We start from the raw sequence: 16,205 nt of genomic DNA, 5'->3' as shown, positions 1-16,205 counted from the left end.
CGGACTCCGGCTCGGGCTTCTGGGGCTCAGGATTCGGGAATGGAGGCGACGAGAAGCTGGGTATAGGCATGGCGCGGATCGTCCAGCACCCGGTCCGTCAGCCCGGCCTCGACGATATGCCCGCCCTTCATGACGATCATCCGCTGCGACAGGAGCCGCGCGACGGCGAGATCGTGGGTGACGATGACGACGGCGAGCTGCAGGTCGGTGACGAGCCCGCGCAGGAGATCGAGCACGCGCGCCTGCACGGAAACGTCGAGCCCCCCGGTCGGCTCGTCCATGAAGATCAGCCGGGGATGGGTGACGAGGTTGCGGGCGATCTGCAGGCGCTGGCGCATGCCGCCGGAGAAGGCGATGGGCTGGTCGTCGATCCGCTCGGCGGCGATCTCCACGCGCGACAGCCAGTCGCCGGCCGTGCGGCGGATATCGCCATAATGGCGCTCGCCGACCGCCATCAGCCGCTCGCCGACATTGGCGCCGGCCGAAACGCGCATCCGCAGCCCGTCCGCCGGGTTCTGGTGTACGAAGCCCCAGTCTGTGCGCATCAGAAAGCGGCGTTCGGCTTCCGAGAGGTCGGCCAGATCCGGGAAACGCCCGTCGCGCATCCGGTAGCGGATCTCGCCGGCCGAGCGCTCCAGCCGGCCGGAGATGCAGTTGAGCAGCGTCGTCTTGCCGGAGCCGGATTCGCCCACGATGGCGACGACCTCGCCCGGCCAGACGTCGAAGGAGACGTCGGTGCAGCCGATGAAGGACCCGTAGCGCTTTTCGAGGCCGCGGACGGAGAGAATGGGATCGGTCATTGCGTGGTCTCCTGCGCCTTCGATGCGTGGTCCCCGATCTGCGGCAGGCCGGAACCCGTGTGGCCGTCCGCTTGGCGCGTCTCGCAATGGTCGGTGTCGGAGCAGACGAACATCCGCCCGCCGCGGTCGTCGGTCACCACCTCGTCCATATAGACTCCCGTCGCATTGCAGAGCGCGCAGGGGCGGCTGAAGGTCTGGACGGTAAAGGGGTGGTCCTCGAAATCGAGGCTCGTGACCTGGCTGAACGGCGGCAGCGCATAGATGCGCTTCTCGCGGCCGGCGCCGAACAGCTGCAAGGCGGGGGAACGATCGAGCTTCGGATTGTCGAATTTCGGAATGGGCGAGGGGTCCATGACGTAGCGGCCCTCGACCTTCACCGGATAGGCATAGGTGGTGGCGATATGGCCGTGCTGGGCGATGTCCTCGTAGAGCTTCACATGCACGAGACCGTATTCCTCCAGCCCGTGCATCACCCGCGTCTCGGTCTCGCGCGGCTCGAGAAAGCGCAGCGGCTCGGGGATCGGCACCTGGAAGACGATGGTCTGGTGCGCCCGCAGCGTTTCTTCCGGAATGCGGTGGCGGGTCTGGATGATCGTCGCCTCCGCCGTCTTCGTGGTCGTCGCCACATTGGCCGTCTTGGCGAAGAAGGCGCGGATGGAGACGGCGTTGGTCGTGTCGTCGGCACCCTGGTCGATCACCTTGAGGACGTCGTCCGGCCCGAGAATGGCCGCCGTCACCTGCACGCCGCCCGTGCCCCAGCCATAGGGCATCGGCATCTCGCGGGAGGCGAACGGCACCTGATAGCCGGGAATGGCGATGCCCTTGAGGATCGCGCGGCGGATCATGCGCTTGGTCTGTTCGTCCAGATAGGCAAAGTTATAGGCGGGCAAGGTCATTCCGCGGCCTCCTGTCGGTCCGTCTCGGCGGTCTTTTCCGCCGCGTGCTCCCGCCGCAGCATGCGCAGCAGGTCGAGTTCGGCCTGGAAGTCCACATAATGCGGCAGCTTCAGGTGCTCGACGAAGCCGGTGGCTTCGACATTGTCGCAATGGGAGAGGACGAACTCCTCGTCCTGCGCCGGGGCCACCCGGTTCTCGGCGAACTCGTCCGCGCGCAGCGCCCGATCGACGAGGCTCATCGACATGGCCTTGCGCTCCGACTGCCCGAAGACGAGACCGTAGCCGCGGGTGAAGCGCGGACCATCCTGCCCGCCGCCCTTGAACTGCGACACCATCTGGCACTCTGTGACACGGATCGCGCCGATATTGACGGCAAAGCCGAGTTCAGGCAGGTCGATCTCCAGATCGACGAGACCGATGCGCACTTCGCCGACGAAGGGATGCGTGCGGCCGTAGCCGCGCTGGGTCGAATACCCGAGCGACAGCAGAAAGCCTTCGTCGCCGCGCGCCAGCGCCTGCAGCCGCAGGTCACGGCCCGCGGGAAAGCCGGTCGGGTCGCGGGTGAGGTCGCCGGGCTCGGCGTCGGACGCGATATCCGGCTCGATCAGGCCTTCGCCGTTGAGGATATCCGTCACGCGGGGGTAGGCCGCGTCTTCGGCAACCGCCCGCCGCGCGCCGGGCTCGACGGGGTGGTCGCCGGCCATGTCGGGGTCGATCAGGCGGTGGGTGTAGTCGAAGGTCGGCCCGAGCAGCTGTCCGCCGGGAATGTCCTTGTAGGTGGCCGACACGCGCCGCTCGATCCGCATCGTCGCCGTCTCCACCGGCCGCGTGGCGCCGAAGCGCGGCAGCGTCGTACGATAGGCGCGGATGAGAAAGATCGCCTCGATCATGTCGCCGCGCGACTGGCGCACGGCCATGGCGGCAAGCTCGGGATCGTAGAGCGATCCCTCGGCCATGACCCGGTCCACGGCAAGCGAGAGCTGTCCGGCGATCTGCTCGAGCGAGAGAGCGGGAACCGACCGGTCCCCCCGGCGGCGGTCGGCGAGCAGCCGGTGCGCCTTCTCGATGGCGGCTTCCCCGCCCTTGACGGCGACATACATGGCTCAGGCCTCCTGAATGCGTGTGGTGCGCGGCAGCGCCAGCGCTGCGTCGCCCGAGACGAGGACGAGATCGAAGCCGAGCGGAAAGCCCGCGCGGTTGGCGGCCATGACATCGGCAAAACCTGCCGGCAGACCCTGCGGTGCGATATCGGTCGTGGTCTCGATGCCCGGGCCGGTAAGGGTGAGGGGCCGCCCGCCATGAAGCGCTGCGACAGGGAGGAGCAGTGTTGCCGAGCGATCCGGATAGTCCGCCGTGCCGACCGCGAACCGGTTCCAGCCGTCGCAATCGCTGTCATCGGCGAGAAGGACGAAGCGCGCCGATGGCGCATCCGCGGTTGCCGCAGCACCGGTGTGAAAGCCGACCCAGGCCTTCGCCTCCGGCATGTCTGCCTCGAAGAAGACGGGCGTGTCCGCATCGGCAAGCGCCAGAAGGATCGCGCCGGCCGCAGGCGCCATCGGCGCCGGAGGTGAGGCAAGGCCGGAGAGATCGGCGATGCTTCCCGGTCGGGCGAAGGCATCCATCAGCGCGCGGAAGGCGCGCTGCGATCCGAAGACGGGCTCGGCGAAACCGCCATCGACCATGGTGAGGCTCATCGGTCTTCTCCCCGGACCAGTGTGAAGAAATCGACACGCGTCGCTTCCGTTTCTTCCGCGCGCTGGCGACGCTCCTCGGCGTCGAGCGCCAGCGCCGGTGCGACGACATCCGTCTCGATCACGGCCTGCCAGGCGGCGAGCTGTCCGAGGGCATCGAGATGCGCGACCATGCGGGCTTTTTCGGTGTCGCGGCCGAGAACGATCGCATGGCCGACCTCGCCGCTGTCGAGCTTCACCGTCGCCCGTGTCACGCTTGCCTCGCCGAGATTGAACGGGGCCCCGCCGCCGCCGATCCGTCCGCGCACCATCACGGCGCCGATCTCCGGGCCGCGGACGGGAATGGCAGCCGGTGCGGTCTTCGCGATCGCGCCGTAGCGTTCTCCCAGAAGATCGGCCGGCATCGAGGCCATGGCGTCGAGCGCGCGCTTGCGGCCCTGTGTCTCATCGTGTCTGGTCATCCCGGATCCTATTTGTCTATTTGTGTAGACAACCAATCTTGATCTGATTTATAACCTTGAGATCATGACGCCGCTATGACACGCGCAGGAGATTGCCTTTGGACGGACAGGATGACGGCATCTCACGCTGGCGGCGGGTCGCCGACGGCATCCGCGCGTCGATCCTGGAAGAAGGCGTGACCGACCGCCTGCCGCCGGAAACGGATCTGGCCGCCGACTACGGCGTCAACCGCCACACGGTGCGCCGCGCCATCGCGGCGCTCGCAGCGGAGGGAATCGTCCGGGCGGAGCGGGGGCGTGGCACCTTCGTCAATCCGGTCGCGCCGCGCATTTCCTATCCGATCGGCGCGCGGGCGCGGTTTTCCGAAAACATGATGCGCCAGTCGCTGGAGCCCTCGGGCCGGCTCGTGGGCTCGCAGAAGGTGGCGGCCGACAGGGCCATGGCACGGCTGCTCGGTCTTGCGCCGGGCGCGCCCCTTCACCGGCTCGATCATATGGCGGTGGTGGACGGCGTGCCTTTGTCCCGCTCCACCTCGCATTTCTCGGCCGAACGTTTCCCCGGCATCATCGCGGCCTATGCGCAGGAGGGCTCGATCACCCAGGCGCTGCGCCGCTGCGGACTTGCCGACTATCGCCGGCGCGAGACGCGGCTGACGGCCGAACGCGTCTCCTCGGGCGACGCCGATGCGCTTTCCTGCGCGGGCGATGCGATCGTGCTGGTCACCCATGCCGTGGATGTCGATCTCGAGGACCGGCCGGTGCAGGCGATCCGCACGCGCTTCCTCGCCGACCGCATGGAACTGGTCTTCGTCGCTCCGGAAAACGTCTGAGCCAGCAACCGCCGTCTATCTCCCGGCCTTCGGCCGGTCCACCGGCGCGACCATCAGGTTGATGCCTTTGGAGCGCATGCGCTCCAGATGCTCCGGCGCGATGTTGTCGTCCACGATGACGAGGTCGAATTCGGTGAGCGCGGCGAAGGAATAGAGCGCCCGGCGCTCGAATTTCGTGTGATCCGCCAGAAGGATGCGCATGGCGGCGCTGTCGAACATGGCCCGCTTGGTCTCCACCATTTCCGGCGACTGGTGAAAGGCGACGTCGTCGAGAATGGCCGACATCGACATGAACACGGTATCGGCCCGCAGCTTCTCGATCTCGCGGATGGTCATGCGCCCCATGAAGGCGTTGCACCAGTTGTAGAACTGCCCGCCCAGCCCGAGCAGCGTCACGTCCGGCACGGCCTTCAGGTCGTTCATGAGGTTCAGCGAATTGGTGATGACCGTCAGCGGCACCTTTTCCGGCAGGTGGTGGGCCATCTGCAGCACGGTGGTGCTGTCGTCGAAAAAGATCGCCTGTCCCGGCTCGATGAAGGTCATCGCCGCCTGGGCGATCGCGGCCTTCTCCCGGGCCTGACGGCTCGAGCGGTAGACGTCGCTGGATTCGATGAGGCTCGTCGGGGCGGCCGTCACGATGCCGCGGGTCTTGCGGAAGAGGCCGCGGCTGACGAGTTCGTCGACGTCGCGGTGGGCGGTCATCAGGCTGATGCCGAAGCGGTCGGTCAGATCCTCGATCCGCATCGACCCCTCGGCCATCACGGCCTCGGCGATCAGCTGGCGGCGCACGATCTGGCGGGCATGGCGGCTGTCGCTCGGAAGCTCGGACATGAACTGACCGACGGTTGTCTTGTTCGTCATCCGGTTGCCCCTCTGTTCGCTCTGCATGCGTCCTAGCGCATAAAACCTCTAACTGAAAACCCGTTCGAAAGGATGCGGCCGCGGGACGCCGCGACGATGGGGGACTGCCGGTGGAAGGAGGGTGCCGCGGGCGGCACCCTCCCTGGTATCGAAGGCTTACTTGTCGAGGACGAAGGGGGCCGAGTACTTGTCGACATTGTCCTTGGTGATGAGCAGGCAATCGAACAGCTGCTTTTCGGACTTGGCGCCGGTCGCGCCCGTCTTGATGAAGCTGTCGGCCTGCTTCACGGCTTCTTCCGAGAAGACGGCGACCGGCTGGAGCACGGTGTACTGCAGTTCGCCGGCCTTGATGGCAGCGACCGCATCCGGCGAACCGTCGAAGCCGCCGACCTTGACGTTGGCGATCTTGCCGGCTTCCTTGAGCGCGGCGATGGCACCGAGCGCCATTTCGTCATTGCCCGAGATCACGCCGTTGATGTCCGGATTGGCCTGCAGCATGGACTGCATCTTGTCGTGGCCCTTGGTGCGGTCCCAGTCGGCCACTTCGGAGGCGGCCTTTTCGAGGTCCGGATACTGCGTCAGCACGGTCTCGTAGCCGTTGGAGCGGGTCGCGGCATTGTTGTCGGAGGGCGCGCCGAAAAGCTCGACATACTTGCCCTTGTCGCCGACGGCTTCCACCCACTGCGTGGCACCGAGCGCGGCACCCTGCGCGTTGTTGGACACGAGCTGCGCCTTGGCGAGACCTTCCTGGTTGATCTCGGCATTGACGAGAATGACCGGGATGCCGGCGGCAACGGCCTTCTTCACCGCACCGACGGAGCCGTCGGCATTGGCCGGATCGAGGATGATCGCGACGGACTTGTTGGTGATCGCGGTGTCGATCAGGTTGCTCTCGGTATTGGTGTCGCCCTTGTGCGCGCCGACGGTGGCGGTATAGCCGAGCTTTTCGGCGGCGGCCTTGGCCACATTGCCTTCGGTCAGCCAGTAGGGGTTCGACGGATCGTTGACGATCACCGTCATCAGGCCGTCGGCATAGGCGGTGCTGGCAAACATGGTGGCGGCAGCGGCGGCGGCCATCAGCAGGCGGGTTGCTTGTCTCATCATGGTCTCTCTCCCGGTTTGAAATGCGGTTTCGGTGTGCCGGTCACCCGGCGGTGCTTGTCCGAGACCGGCGCTGCCTCTCCTGAAGGCAGGGGCCGGTGATGCGGAGAAGGTCGTGTGTCGGTCGCCGCCTACTTCGGGCGGCGGCCGTACTGGATGCTGTTGAGCAGGACGGCGAGCACGATGACCGCGCCGGTAAAGACCGTCTGCCAGTAGGAGGACACGCCGATGATGACGAGACCGTCCGACAGGAAGCCGATGACGAAGGCGCCGAGCATGGTGCCGCCGATCGTGCCGCGGCCGCCGGTGAGCGCCGCGCCGCCGATGACGACGGCCGCGATCGCCGTCAGCTCGTAGGTCGTCCCGGCCGTGGGGCCGGCGGAGGTCAGCTGCGACGAGAGCACGAGGCCGGCAATGGCCGCGCAGACGCCGGACAGCACGTAGACGATGATCTTGACCCGCTTGACCGGCACGCCGGACAGCTCGGCCGCCCGCTCGTTGCCGCCGGACGCGTAGAGCCAGCGGCCGAAGGCCGAGCGGCTGAGCATGACGAAGCAGAGGATGGCGAGGAGCGCGAGCACGAGCACGCCGATCGGCACGCCGAACAGCCGGTTGAAGCCCAGCCAGTCGAAGCCGGTATTGCCGAGCTCCGGCCGTCCGCCGAGATTGTTGAAGGTCAGGCCGTTGGTCATCAGCAGCGCCACGCCGCGCGCCACATAGAGCACGCCGAGCGTCGCCACGAAGGCAGGCACCCGGAGATAGGCGATCAGCACGCCGTTGATGGCGCCGACGAAGGCGCCGAGCGCGCAGGTGAGGATGACCACGACCCAGACCGGCGGGTAGACCACGACGCCGAGATGGCTGAGCGTGACGCCCTGCATGAGGTAGCCGGCAACCACGCCCGAGAGGCCGAGCGTCGAGCCGACCGAGAGGTCGATGCCGCCATTGAGGATGACGAGCAGCATGCCGATGGCCAGCAGCCCGAAGATCGCGACATGCGACGCCATGATCAGGAAATTGGCGACCGAGAAATAATAGGGCGACAGGAAGGAGAACACGACGATGATGGCGATGAGCGCGAAGAAGGCGCGGCCTTCCAGGAGAAGATGGCCGATGTTCATCGTCTTCTTCGGGGTCGGTCTTGCGGTCGCTGGCGAGTGGGTTGCCGACATGATCAGTGTGTCCTCGTTTCGGGCGCGTGCCCATCCGATCCATGGCCGCCGGCTTTCTCGCCGGATGCTGCCATGATGCTTTCCTTGGTGACGTCGGAGCCGAACTCGGCGGAGATCCGCCCGCGGCGCATGACGACGATGCGGTGCGCGATGCTGAGGCATTCGCCCACTTCCGACGTGGAGTAGATGACGGCGAGGCCCTGGCGGGCCCGCTCGGCCAGCAGCTTGAACACTTCGGACTTCGCGCCGATATCGATGCCGCGGCTCGGCTCGTCGAGCAGCATGACTTCGGGATTGGTCGCCAGCATCTTGCCGATGACGACCTTCTGCTGGTTGCCGCCCGACAGCGAGCCGATCGGCGCCGCGCCGCCAGCCGTCTTGATGTGAACCTTGGCGATGGCGTCGGTCACGAGGCCGGCCTCGCTGCGGCGCGACGTGAAGATGCCCCGGGTGAAGGCGCCGATACTGGCCAGCGACAGGTTGCTGCCGACCGTCATCGTCTGCACCAGCCCGTCGCGCTGCCGGTCTTCCGGCACAAGGACGAGCCCGTTGTCTATGCGCTGGGCGATGGAGAGCGACGAGACGTCCTGCCCGTGCAGCATGACGCGACCGGACGACGGCTGCAGACGGCCGGCGACGCATTCCAGAAGCTCGGTGCGCCCGGCCCCCATCAGCCCGTAGATGCAGACGACCTCGCCGGCGCGGACATCGAGCGAAAGAGTATCGACCACCGAATAACCGGCGCCCGAGGCATCCGGCACCGACAGGTTCTCGATCGACAGGGCGACCGGCCCGAAGGCATAGCCCGTCGGCGGTGCGCCGAGGTCGAAATTCTCGCCGACCATGTTGCGAACAATCCATTCGAGATCGATATCCGCGCGCGGCGCATAGGCCGTCATCGTCCCGTCGCGCAGCACCACGGCGTGATGGGTGATCTGCAGCGCTTCCTCGAGATGATGCGAGATATAGACGATCGACACGCCGCGCGCCGTGAGGTCGCGGATCACCTTGAACAGCACCTCGACTTCGGAGGCGCTCAGCGCCGATGTCGGCTCGTCCATGATGAGGATGCGGGAATTGACCGAGAGCGCACGGGCGATTTCCACGATCTGCTGCTGCCCGAGGCGCAGCGCCTCGACGGGCGTCAGCGGGTCGATGTCTTCCTCCAGCTCCTCCATCAGCAGCCGCGTCTGCCGTTCTTCCTCGGCATAGTTCACACCGGTCGGGCCCATGATCTCGCGGCCCATGAAGATGTTGTCGCGGACGTTCATGTTCAGCGCCAGCGACAGTTCCTGGTGGATGATCGAGACGCCGCTGTCGCGGGCATGAGACGAGGAGGCGAAGCTGACGGGCTGGCCGTCGAGCACGATCTCGCCGGAGGTCGGCTGCACCACGCCCGAGAGGATCTTCATCAATGTCGATTTGCCGGCGCCGTTCTCGCCGAAGAGCGTGGTGACCTGGCCGCGGCGGATCTCGAAATTCACGCCTTTCAGCGCATGGATGCTGCCATAGGACTTGGCGATATTGCGCGCTTCCATGACGACCGTGCCGTGGCCCTCGGACATCGTGCGGGCTGTGCTGTCGGCGACGGCGCTCATTTCACGGTCACCGTCACGGGCGTCACCAGCCAGTTCTTGGGGTTGATCAGCTTGAAGACGCCGGTGATCTCGACCGTCTTGCCGTCGAGCGCTGCCGGGTCGATGCTCCCGAGCGTCTCTTTCTTCATGGCATTGTTCAGCGCAGAGCCGGCGTTCTGGTATTCGATCTGGTTGGTGAACTGGCCGAATTCGATCTCGCCCGTCGCGTCGCGCAGGTCCGTGCCGTTGATGGCCGGTCCCGTTTGCACCCGCACCACGGTGCCCTCGGGCAGGCCGGGCACGGCGATCGTGTTGGTGCTCGACTTCCGCTCCCCGACCGTGCCGGTGAATTTGACCGGAATGACCGGGCCGGTGCTGGTGGCAATGCCGTATTTCGTGCCCGCCGCCGCCTTGTCGGTCGCGATGGCGCTGCCGAGTTCGGCCGCATCGACGGCGCGGCTGACCACGCTCTCGCGCACCTTGGGAAAATTCTCGGTCCCGAAGGCCTCGGGCGAGAACACGTCGGCGCGCACGTCGTGCTCCGAGCCGATCCGCACCACTCTCGTGTCGTAGGCCATGGCGCCGACGAGGATGACGGCGAGCGCGGCCGCGATCACGCGTCCACGGGTCAGGAGAGGGGTGTTCAGCGATTTCGTGTCGGCAACGGTGCTCATGACGAAAGCCTCAAATCTGGAAAACCTCTCGAAAGAGGCAGAGGGGTCGAAGGCGCTGCAGCGTCCCGCGACGAACGATCGGTCGGGTCGGGTGTCAGCGCTGGCAGGGGAGGGTGGGACTGCGCGTGCCGGAGGTCGATGCCTGCCGCGGGAACAGGGCCGGGCGGCGGAACGGGGTCGCAGTGCTGATCATGACGTCTCCTCCTTCACGCATCCGCCGACGATCTCCTCCCGTCGGCCTTCATGCTGGTTGATAAGAGATGGTAGCTCTGTGTTATCAACGAGGCGAACAATGATAGAAAAAATTTGAGGTGTCAACGGTCGCGACGTTTGGAAACGCCTGTTTGTAAGTGGGGGATTTTCGGATCGGGAACGATGGATGAGCTCGGATATCGAGGATGCGCACGACCCGGTTCACGCCGGGTGGGGAGAACCTATCGGGAGTACAGAAAGCATTCGATCCGTCGAGAGAGCCAGTTATAAGATTGAAAAACATGACAAATGTACTGGAAATAAGACGTCTCGGGCGATTGCCGGCCCCGGCCGATCTGCCACGTGCCCGTGGGGGGCCGGCGGAGATGGCAAACCTGCAGGGCTGGCTGGGATCGCCTGCTGTCGATCTTGACACATCTTGACGGTTGTGAAAAAAAGTGTCAACGCAGAAAGATATTTCGATAACGATGTTATGTTTGTGAGATATCGATCGTTCCGGTGGGCTGGACGTTTCACGGGGTCTGCTTTCCGGTCGCCGCTCGGAGGAGCCGGCGGCGGGCACCCTTCGGAGGAAGGGTTCGCGAGAATGGGAGGAGTTTCGATGATGCCATGTGCAGGAGCGCCGCTGCGACCCGTCCTGGTGCGCTGGAGCCGGCATCATGCGTGATGGCCGGGATATCATCATCGGCATCGACGCGGGAACGTCGGTCATCAAAGCCGTCGCCTTCGATCTCGGCGGTCGGCAGCTCGGCTGCGCCTCGGTGCGCAACATCTATGTAACCGGTGACGATGGTTCGGCCACCCAGTCCCTGACGCAGACCTGGGCGGATTGCGTGTCCGCTTTGAAGGGTCTTTCCGAAAAGATCGAGGGGCTTGCCGCGCGAACGGCGGCGCTGGCCGTCACCGCGCAGGGTGACGGAACCTGGCTCGTCGGGGCGGACAACCGTCCCGTCGGCGATGCCTGGCTGTGGCTCGATGCCCGCGCCGCGCCCACCGTACGGCGTCTTGCCGGCCAAAGCGCGGACCGCGCGCGGTTCGAGGCGACGGGCACCGGGCTCAATACCTGCCAGCAGGGCGCCCAGATGGCGCATATGGATCGGCACCGGCCCGAGCTTCTGGACAATGCCGATGTCGCCCTGCATTGCAAGGACTGGCTCTACCTCAACCTCACCGGCATCCGCGCCACCGACCCGTCGGAGGCAAGCTTCACCTTCGGCAATTTCCGCACGCGGCGCTATGACGACGTGGCCATCGACAGTCTCGGCCTGACGCATCGCCGCACGCTCCTGCCCGATATCATCGACGGCACGCAGGTGATGCATCCGCTCTCCGCCGACGCGGCGCGGGCGACCGGATTGCTCGCGGGAACGCCGGTGTCGCTCGGCTATGTCGATATGGTCATGACCGCGCTCGGTGCCGGCGTGCGCACGCACGCGACGAATGCCGCCTGCTCCACCGTCGGCTCCACCGGCGTCCACATGCGCGCCAAGCCCGTGGACGCGGTGCACCTCAATGCCGAGGGCACCGGCTACGTCATCGCGCTGCCGGTGCCCGGTATCGTCACCCAGGTTCAGACCAACATGGGGGCCACGCTCAACATCGACTGGATCCTGCGCCTGGCCGCCGATCTGATGGCGGATGCGGGCCGGCAGGTCGCCTTCTCGGATCTCGTCGGGCGGATCGAGCACTGGCTGGAAACGACGCGGCCCGGTGCGCTGCTCTATCACCCGTATATTTCCGAAGCCGGCGAGCGCGGGCCCTTCGTCAATGCCGATGCCCGCGCCGGCTTCATCGGCCTGTCCACCCGTCATGGCTTTCCCGACATGCTGCGTGCCGTGGTCGAGGGTCTGGGCATGGCGACGCGCGATTGCTACGCGGCGATGGGCGCCATGCCGAGCGAGCTGCGGCTGACCGGCGGTGCCGCGCGCTCGCGCGCCCTGCGCGGCGTCCTCGCCGCCTCGGTCGATGCCCCGGTTCGCATTTCCGACCGCGAGGAGGCCGGTGCCGCCGGTGCCGCGATGATGGCGGCCGTGGCACTGGGCGTCTACCCCACGATGGATAGCTGCATCGACGAATGGGTCAGCCCGCTTCTCGGGCAGGCCGAAGCCCCCGATCCCGATCTCGCCCGCCAATACGACCGCCTGTACCCGGCCTATGTCGAGGCCCGCCAGTCGCTCGCGCCCGTCTGGGAAACGCTCGGCCGCGAGCGCGCGCCGGCAACCCACGATAAGGCGATCCACGATGAGGATGAGGCGAAGACCGCCCCCGATCCTGCCGACATGACGAGGCGCGACGGCGCAAGCCCGTCGTCCCGCATTCCACCTTTGAGGAGCCTGACATGACAGAAGCAAAGACGGTCGATCTCTTCGTGATCGGCGGCGGCATCAACGGCGCCGGCATCGCGCGCGATGCCGCAGGCCGCGGCCTTTCGGTCGTTCTCTGCGAAAAGGGCGATCTGGCCGAAGGCACCTCGTCGCGCTCCGGCAAGCTCGTGCATGGCGGCCTGCGCTATCTCGAATATTATGAGTTCCGCCTGGTGCGCGAGGCGCTGATCGAGCGCGAGGTTCTGTTGAATTCGGCAAGCCACATCATCTGGCCCATGCGCTTTGTGCTGCCCCACAGCCCGGACGATCGTCCCGCCTGGCTCGTCCGGCTCGGCCTCTTTCTGTACGACCATCTCGGCGGCCGCAAGCGCCTGCCCGGCACGCGCACGCTGGATCTCCACAAGGATCCGGAAGGCGCGCCCATCCTCGACAAATACACCAAGGGGTTCGAGTATTCCGACTGTTGGGTGGACGATGCGCGCCTCGTCGTGCTGAACGCGCTCGACGCCCGGGAGCGCGGCGCGACGGTGCTGACGCGCACCGCCTGCATCAGCGCGCGCCGCGAAGACGGCGGCTGGCGGGTGGAGACGCGCAACGAGCGCACCGGCGAAATCTCGTCGGTCCGCGCGAAGGTTCTCGTCAATGCCGGCGGCCCCTGGGTCAACGACATCGTCGGCCGGGTCGCCGGCTCCAACAGCAGCCGCAATGTCCGCCTCGTCAAGGGCAGCCACATCATCGTGCCGAAGTTCTGGGAGGGGAGCCAAGCCTATCTGGTGCAGAACCACGACAAGCGGGTGATCTTCATCAACCCCTACGAGGGCGACAAGGCACTGATCGGCACCACCGACATCCCCTATGAAGGCCGTCCGGAAGAGGTGCAGGCCGAGGAGAAGGAAATCGACTACCTGCTCGCGGCCGTGAACCGCTACTTCAAGGAAAAGCTGCGCCGCAGCGACGTGCTGCACAGCTTCTCCGGCGTTCGCCCGCTCTTCGACGACGGCAAGGGCAACCCCTCCGCCGTCACGCGCGACTATGTCTTCGACCTCGACGAGACCGGCGGCGCGCCGATGCTCAATATCTACGGCGGCAAGATCACCACCTTCCGCAAGCTTTCCGAGCACGCCATCCAGAAGATCGCCGGTTTCTTCCCGAACATGAAGGGCGACTGGACGCGGGACGCGACGCTGCCTGGCGGCGAGATCCCCAATGCTGACTATGTGCAGTTCGCAGACCGCATGCGCAGCGACTATCCCTGGATGCCGCGCGCCCTGGTCAACCATTACGGCCGCCTCTACGGCGCCCGGGTCAACCGCATCGTCAAGGGCGCGACGTCGCTCGACGGGCTCGGTCGGCATTTCGGGGGACAGCTCTACGAGGCCGAGGTGCGCTACCTCATCGCCAACGAATGGGCGGAGACGGCCGAGGATGTGCTCGTCCGCCGCACCAAGCAGAACCTGCACCTGACGGAGGCCGAGCGGGCCGCGTTCACGGAATGGTTCTTCGCCCATGTCGCGCTGGCCGCGTGAGGAGACGACCATGACGCTGACCCTCTCGCTCAACACCAATCCGTTGGTCAACCGCTTCGCCACGCCGGACGACCTGATCGATACCGTCGCGCACGCCTTGAAGATCCGCGATCTCCAGCTCACGCACGAGTTCATCAATCCGAGCTGGCCCGCACCCGTCATCCGCCGCCTGACGCGGGAGATGCAGGCGGCGCTCGCCCGCACCGGCGTGCGCGTCACCTCCGGCATGACGGGCCCCTATGGCCGCCTCAACCATTTCGGCCACCCCGACCGCGACGTGCGGCGCTATTACGTCGACTGGTTCAAGACCTTTGCGGATATCACCGCCGACCTCGGCGGCGTGTCCGTCGGCACCCAGTTCGCCATCTTCACCTACAAGGATTTCGACGATCCCGCACGGCGCGAGGACCTCGTCAAGATTGCCATCGACTGCTGGGCCGAGGTGGCCGAGCATGGCAAGGCGGCGGGGCTCGCCTACATTTTCTGGGAGCCGATGAGCGTCGGGCGCGAATTCGGCGAGACGATCGCGGAGTCCATTCGCCTGCAGGACCGGCTGACGGCGGCCGACATGGCCATTCCCATGTGGATGATGGCCGATATCGACCATGGCGACGTCACCTCGCCCAATCCGGACGATATCGACCCCTATGCCTGGGCGCGGGCGGTGCCGAAGCTGTCGCCGATCATCCACATCAAGCAGAGCCTGATGGACAAGGGCGGCCACCGCCCGTTTACCGCCGAATTCAACGCCCGCGGCCGGGTGCATCCCGAGCCGCTGCTGACGGCGCTGGCAGAGGGGGGCGCCGAGGACAACGAGATCTGCCTCGAGCTGTCCTTCAAGGAACGCGATCCGAACGACCGTCAGGTGATCGAGCAGATCGCCGAAAGCGTCGCCTTCTGGGCGCCGCATATCGACACGGGCGCTGCCGACCTCAACATCTGAGGCGGCAGGTAGCGTCCGGCGAACCGCCGAAAAAAGGTGCCAGCATGCGGCGCGGGGTGTATGGCGAAGGGGAGGGCGAAACGGATCGGTCTGCGGCAGGACGCCGGCAGCGAGAGGCCCGGACAGAACGCGGGGCAGGACGTGTGGCAGAACGCATGACAGGAACCCGACGTCCCATCGATCCCGACGAATCGCTCGCGACCCGCGCCGCCTGGCTGCACTATGTCGGCGGCATGACCCAGGCGGCTGTCGCCAAGATGCTCGGCCTGCCCTCCGTCAAGACCCACCGCATGATCGCCCGCGCCGTGGCGGATGGCATGGTCAAGGTCACCATCGACGGCGACATCGTGGAATGCGTCGATCTGGAGGTCCGCCTCGCCGAACGCTATGGCCTCGACTATTGCGAGGTCGCGCCGGACATGCGCGAGGAGGGCCTGCCCTTGCGCGCGCTCGCCTCTGCCGGCGCCGCCTATCTGCGGCGGGAGATCGAGCGCGGCGACCACGGGATGATCGGCCTCGGCCATGGCCGTACGCTGGCGGCCGCCGTGCGCCACATGCCGCGTCTGGCCGGAAGCACGGTGTCCTTCGTGTCGCTTCTCGGCGGCGTTACCCGCAACTATGCGATCAACCCGCATGACGTGATGCACCAGATCGCGGAGAAGACGGGCGCGACGGCCTATGTCATGCCCGTTCCCTTCTTCGCCAACACGGCGGAGGATCGCGAGGTGCTTCTTTCCCAGCGCGGTGTCGGCGAGGTCTTCGCGCTGGCCGAAGGCGCCGACCTCAAGGTCGTCGGCATCGGCACAGTGGAGCCCGCGGCCCAGCTCGTCGCCTCCGGCATGATCGAGCCGCGCGAGATCCGCGAGATCTCCGGCAACGGTGCCGTCGGCGAGCTTCTCGGCCATTTCTTCGATGCCCGCGGCCGCCTGCTCGAGACCATGCTCACGGCCCGCACGCTGTCGGTCTCCTTCCACTCCGCAAAGGCCGATCGCATCGTCGCCATCGCCGGTGGACCGGGCAAGGTGGAGGCCATTCGCGCCGTGCTCACCAGCCGCCGCCTGTCCGGCCTCATCACCGACGAGCGCACCGCGCAGGCCCTGCTCGACACGGCGTGACGCCGATCCGTCGGCACGTGA

At 66.4% G+C, this 16,205-nt stretch carries 15 protein-coding genes; 5 read left to right on the top strand and 10 right to left on the bottom strand.

Translation table 11 applies throughout. The features are described 5' to 3' along the window. Positions 1 to 26: 26 nt before the first annotated feature. Genes phnK through phnG form a run of 5 tightly spaced genes read right to left on the bottom strand, consistent with a single transcriptional unit; the run spans position 27 to position 3,791 of the window. The gene (gene phnK, locus LRX75_RS13460) at positions 27 to 800 is read right to left on the bottom strand and encodes a phosphonate C-P lyase system protein PhnK (protein ID WP_231815155.1); all 774 of its coding nucleotides are present in this window, start codon (positions 798 to 800) and stop codon (positions 27 to 29) included. Next, complete coding sequence (locus LRX75_RS13455; protein WP_231815152.1) at positions 797 to 1,696, bottom strand: alpha-D-ribose 1-methylphosphonate 5-phosphate C-P-lyase PhnJ; 900 nt, start codon at positions 1,694 to 1,696, stop codon at positions 797 to 799. The genes phnK and LRX75_RS13455 overlap by 4 nt, the downstream gene beginning before the upstream one ends. Beyond that, positions 1,693 to 2,796 carry a carbon-phosphorus lyase complex subunit gene (locus tag LRX75_RS13450; protein WP_231815151.1) on the bottom strand — a complete coding sequence of 368 codons (1,104 nt, stop codon included), beginning with the start codon at positions 2,794 to 2,796 and terminating at the stop codon, positions 1,693 to 1,695. The genes LRX75_RS13455 and LRX75_RS13450 overlap by 4 nt, the downstream gene beginning before the upstream one ends. Positions 2,797 to 2,799: 3 nt before the next feature. Continuing rightward, positions 2,800 to 3,390, bottom strand: coding sequence for a phosphonate C-P lyase system protein PhnH (gene phnH, locus LRX75_RS13445; RefSeq protein ID WP_231815148.1), 591 nt, complete (start codon positions 3,388 to 3,390; stop codon positions 2,800 to 2,802). Beyond that, positions 3,387 to 3,791, bottom strand: coding sequence for a phosphonate C-P lyase system protein PhnG (phnG, locus tag LRX75_RS13440; protein WP_420851204.1), 405 nt, complete (start codon positions 3,789 to 3,791; stop codon positions 3,387 to 3,389). The genes phnH and phnG overlap by 4 nt, the downstream gene beginning before the upstream one ends. A 155-nt stretch (positions 3,792 to 3,946) precedes the next feature. Here phnG and phnF point away from each other — a divergent pair, with 155 nt between their 5' ends. After that, entirely contained in the window at positions 3,947 to 4,678 is a 732-nt protein-coding gene (phnF, locus tag LRX75_RS13435; RefSeq protein ID WP_231815146.1) for a phosphonate metabolism transcriptional regulator PhnF, read from the top strand. Positions 4,679 to 4,693: 15 nt separating this feature from the next. On the opposite strand, the gene LRX75_RS13430 is transcribed toward phnF, so the two are convergent. The 5 genes from LRX75_RS13430 to LRX75_RS13410 form a co-directional block, all read right to left on the bottom strand. Then, positions 4,694 to 5,539: a DeoR/GlpR family DNA-binding transcription regulator gene (locus LRX75_RS13430; protein WP_113149447.1), complete on the bottom strand. Its 846-nt coding sequence runs from the start codon at positions 5,537 to 5,539 to the stop codon at positions 4,694 to 4,696. Between the two features lie 156 nt (positions 5,540 to 5,695). Next, on the bottom strand, positions 5,696 to 6,643 hold the full coding sequence (locus tag LRX75_RS13425) for a D-ribose ABC transporter substrate-binding protein (RefSeq protein ID WP_113149446.1): 948 nt from the start codon (positions 6,641 to 6,643) through the stop codon (positions 5,696 to 5,698). A gap of 128 nt (positions 6,644 to 6,771) precedes the next feature. Next, the gene (locus tag LRX75_RS13420) at positions 6,772 to 7,812 is read right to left on the bottom strand and encodes an ABC transporter permease (protein WP_420851201.1); all 1,041 of its coding nucleotides are present in this window, start codon (positions 7,810 to 7,812) and stop codon (positions 6,772 to 6,774) included. Positions 7,813 to 7,814: 2 nt separating this feature from the next. Continuing rightward, on the bottom strand, positions 7,815 to 9,410 hold the full coding sequence (locus tag LRX75_RS13415; protein ID WP_231815144.1) for a sugar ABC transporter ATP-binding protein: 1,596 nt from the start codon (positions 9,408 to 9,410) through the stop codon (positions 7,815 to 7,817). Next, positions 9,407 to 10,063, bottom strand: a complete 657-nt coding sequence (locus tag LRX75_RS13410) for a DUF2291 family protein (RefSeq protein WP_231815142.1) — start codon at positions 10,061 to 10,063, stop codon at positions 9,407 to 9,409. The genes LRX75_RS13415 and LRX75_RS13410 overlap by 4 nt, the downstream gene beginning before the upstream one ends. Positions 10,064 to 10,935: 872 nt before the next feature. On the opposite strand from LRX75_RS13410, the gene LRX75_RS13405 reads away from it, so the two are divergent. The 4 genes from LRX75_RS13405 (at position 10,936) to LRX75_RS13390 (ending at position 16,184) form a co-directional block, all read left to right on the top strand. After that, a complete protein-coding gene (locus LRX75_RS13405) occupies positions 10,936 to 12,618 on the top strand; it encodes an FGGY-family carbohydrate kinase (RefSeq protein ID WP_231815140.1) in 1,683 nt (560 codons plus the stop codon). After that, positions 12,615 to 14,126, top strand: a complete 1,512-nt coding sequence (locus LRX75_RS13400) for a glycerol-3-phosphate dehydrogenase (RefSeq protein WP_231815138.1) — start codon at positions 12,615 to 12,617, stop codon at positions 14,124 to 14,126. Before LRX75_RS13405 ends, LRX75_RS13400 begins: the two co-directional genes overlap by 4 nt. A gap of 10 nt (positions 14,127 to 14,136) precedes the next feature. Continuing rightward, entirely contained in the window at positions 14,137 to 15,069 is a 933-nt protein-coding gene (locus LRX75_RS13395; protein WP_231815136.1) for a sugar phosphate isomerase/epimerase family protein, read from the top strand. Between the two features lie 155 nt (positions 15,070 to 15,224). Beyond that, complete coding sequence (locus LRX75_RS13390) at positions 15,225 to 16,184, top strand: sugar-binding transcriptional regulator (protein ID WP_231815134.1); 960 nt, start codon at positions 15,225 to 15,227, stop codon at positions 16,182 to 16,184. Positions 16,185 to 16,205 lie beyond the last annotated feature (21 nt).

The sequence above is a fragment of the Rhizobium quercicola genome, from assembly GCF_021168455.1.
Taxonomy (GTDB): domain Bacteria; phylum Pseudomonadota; class Alphaproteobacteria; order Rhizobiales; family Rhizobiaceae; genus Ferranicluibacter; species Ferranicluibacter quercicola.
This window is presented reverse-complemented; position numbering and strand designations above follow the sequence as displayed.

What these genes read in the sequence shown, in the direction of transcription:
- phnK (WP_231815155.1), bottom strand. Translation starts at nt 800, where the DNA reads ATGACCGATCCCATTCTCTCCGTCCGCGGCCTCGAAAAGCGCTACGGG.
- LRX75_RS13455 (WP_231815152.1), bottom strand. Translation starts at nt 1,696, where the DNA reads ATGACCTTGCCCGCCTATAACTTTGCCTATCTGGACGAACAGACCAAG.
- LRX75_RS13450 (WP_231815151.1), bottom strand. Translation starts at nt 2,796, where the DNA reads ATGTATGTCGCCGTCAAGGGCGGGGAAGCCGCCATCGAGAAGGCGCAC.
- phnH (WP_231815148.1), bottom strand. Translation starts at nt 3,390, where the DNA reads ATGAGCCTCACCATGGTCGATGGCGGTTTCGCCGAGCCCGTCTTCGGA.
- phnG (WP_420851204.1), bottom strand. Translation starts at nt 3,791, where the DNA reads ATGCCGGCCGATCTTCTGGGAGAACGCTACGGCGCGATCGCGAAGACC.
- LRX75_RS13430 (WP_113149447.1), bottom strand. Translation starts at nt 5,539, where the DNA reads ATGACGAACAAGACAACCGTCGGTCAGTTCATGTCCGAGCTTCCGAGC.
- LRX75_RS13425 (WP_113149446.1), bottom strand. Translation starts at nt 6,643, where the DNA reads ATGATGAGACAAGCAACCCGCCTGCTGATGGCCGCCGCCGCTGCCGCC.
- LRX75_RS13420 (WP_420851201.1), bottom strand. Translation starts at nt 7,812, where the DNA reads ATGTCGGCAACCCACTCGCCAGCGACCGCAAGACCGACCCCGAAGAAG.
- LRX75_RS13415 (WP_231815144.1), bottom strand. Translation starts at nt 9,410, where the DNA reads ATGAGCGCCGTCGCCGACAGCACAGCCCGCACGATGTCCGAGGGCCAC.
- LRX75_RS13410 (WP_231815142.1), bottom strand. Translation starts at nt 10,063, where the DNA reads ATGAGCACCGTTGCCGACACGAAATCGCTGAACACCCCTCTCCTGACC.
- LRX75_RS13405 (WP_231815140.1), top strand. Translation starts at nt 10,936, where the DNA reads ATGCGTGATGGCCGGGATATCATCATCGGCATCGACGCGGGAACGTCG.
- LRX75_RS13400 (WP_231815138.1), top strand. Translation starts at nt 12,615, where the DNA reads ATGACAGAAGCAAAGACGGTCGATCTCTTCGTGATCGGCGGCGGCATC.
- LRX75_RS13395 (WP_231815136.1), top strand. Translation starts at nt 14,137, where the DNA reads ATGACGCTGACCCTCTCGCTCAACACCAATCCGTTGGTCAACCGCTTC.
- LRX75_RS13390 (WP_231815134.1), top strand. Translation starts at nt 15,225, where the DNA reads ATGACAGGAACCCGACGTCCCATCGATCCCGACGAATCGCTCGCGACC.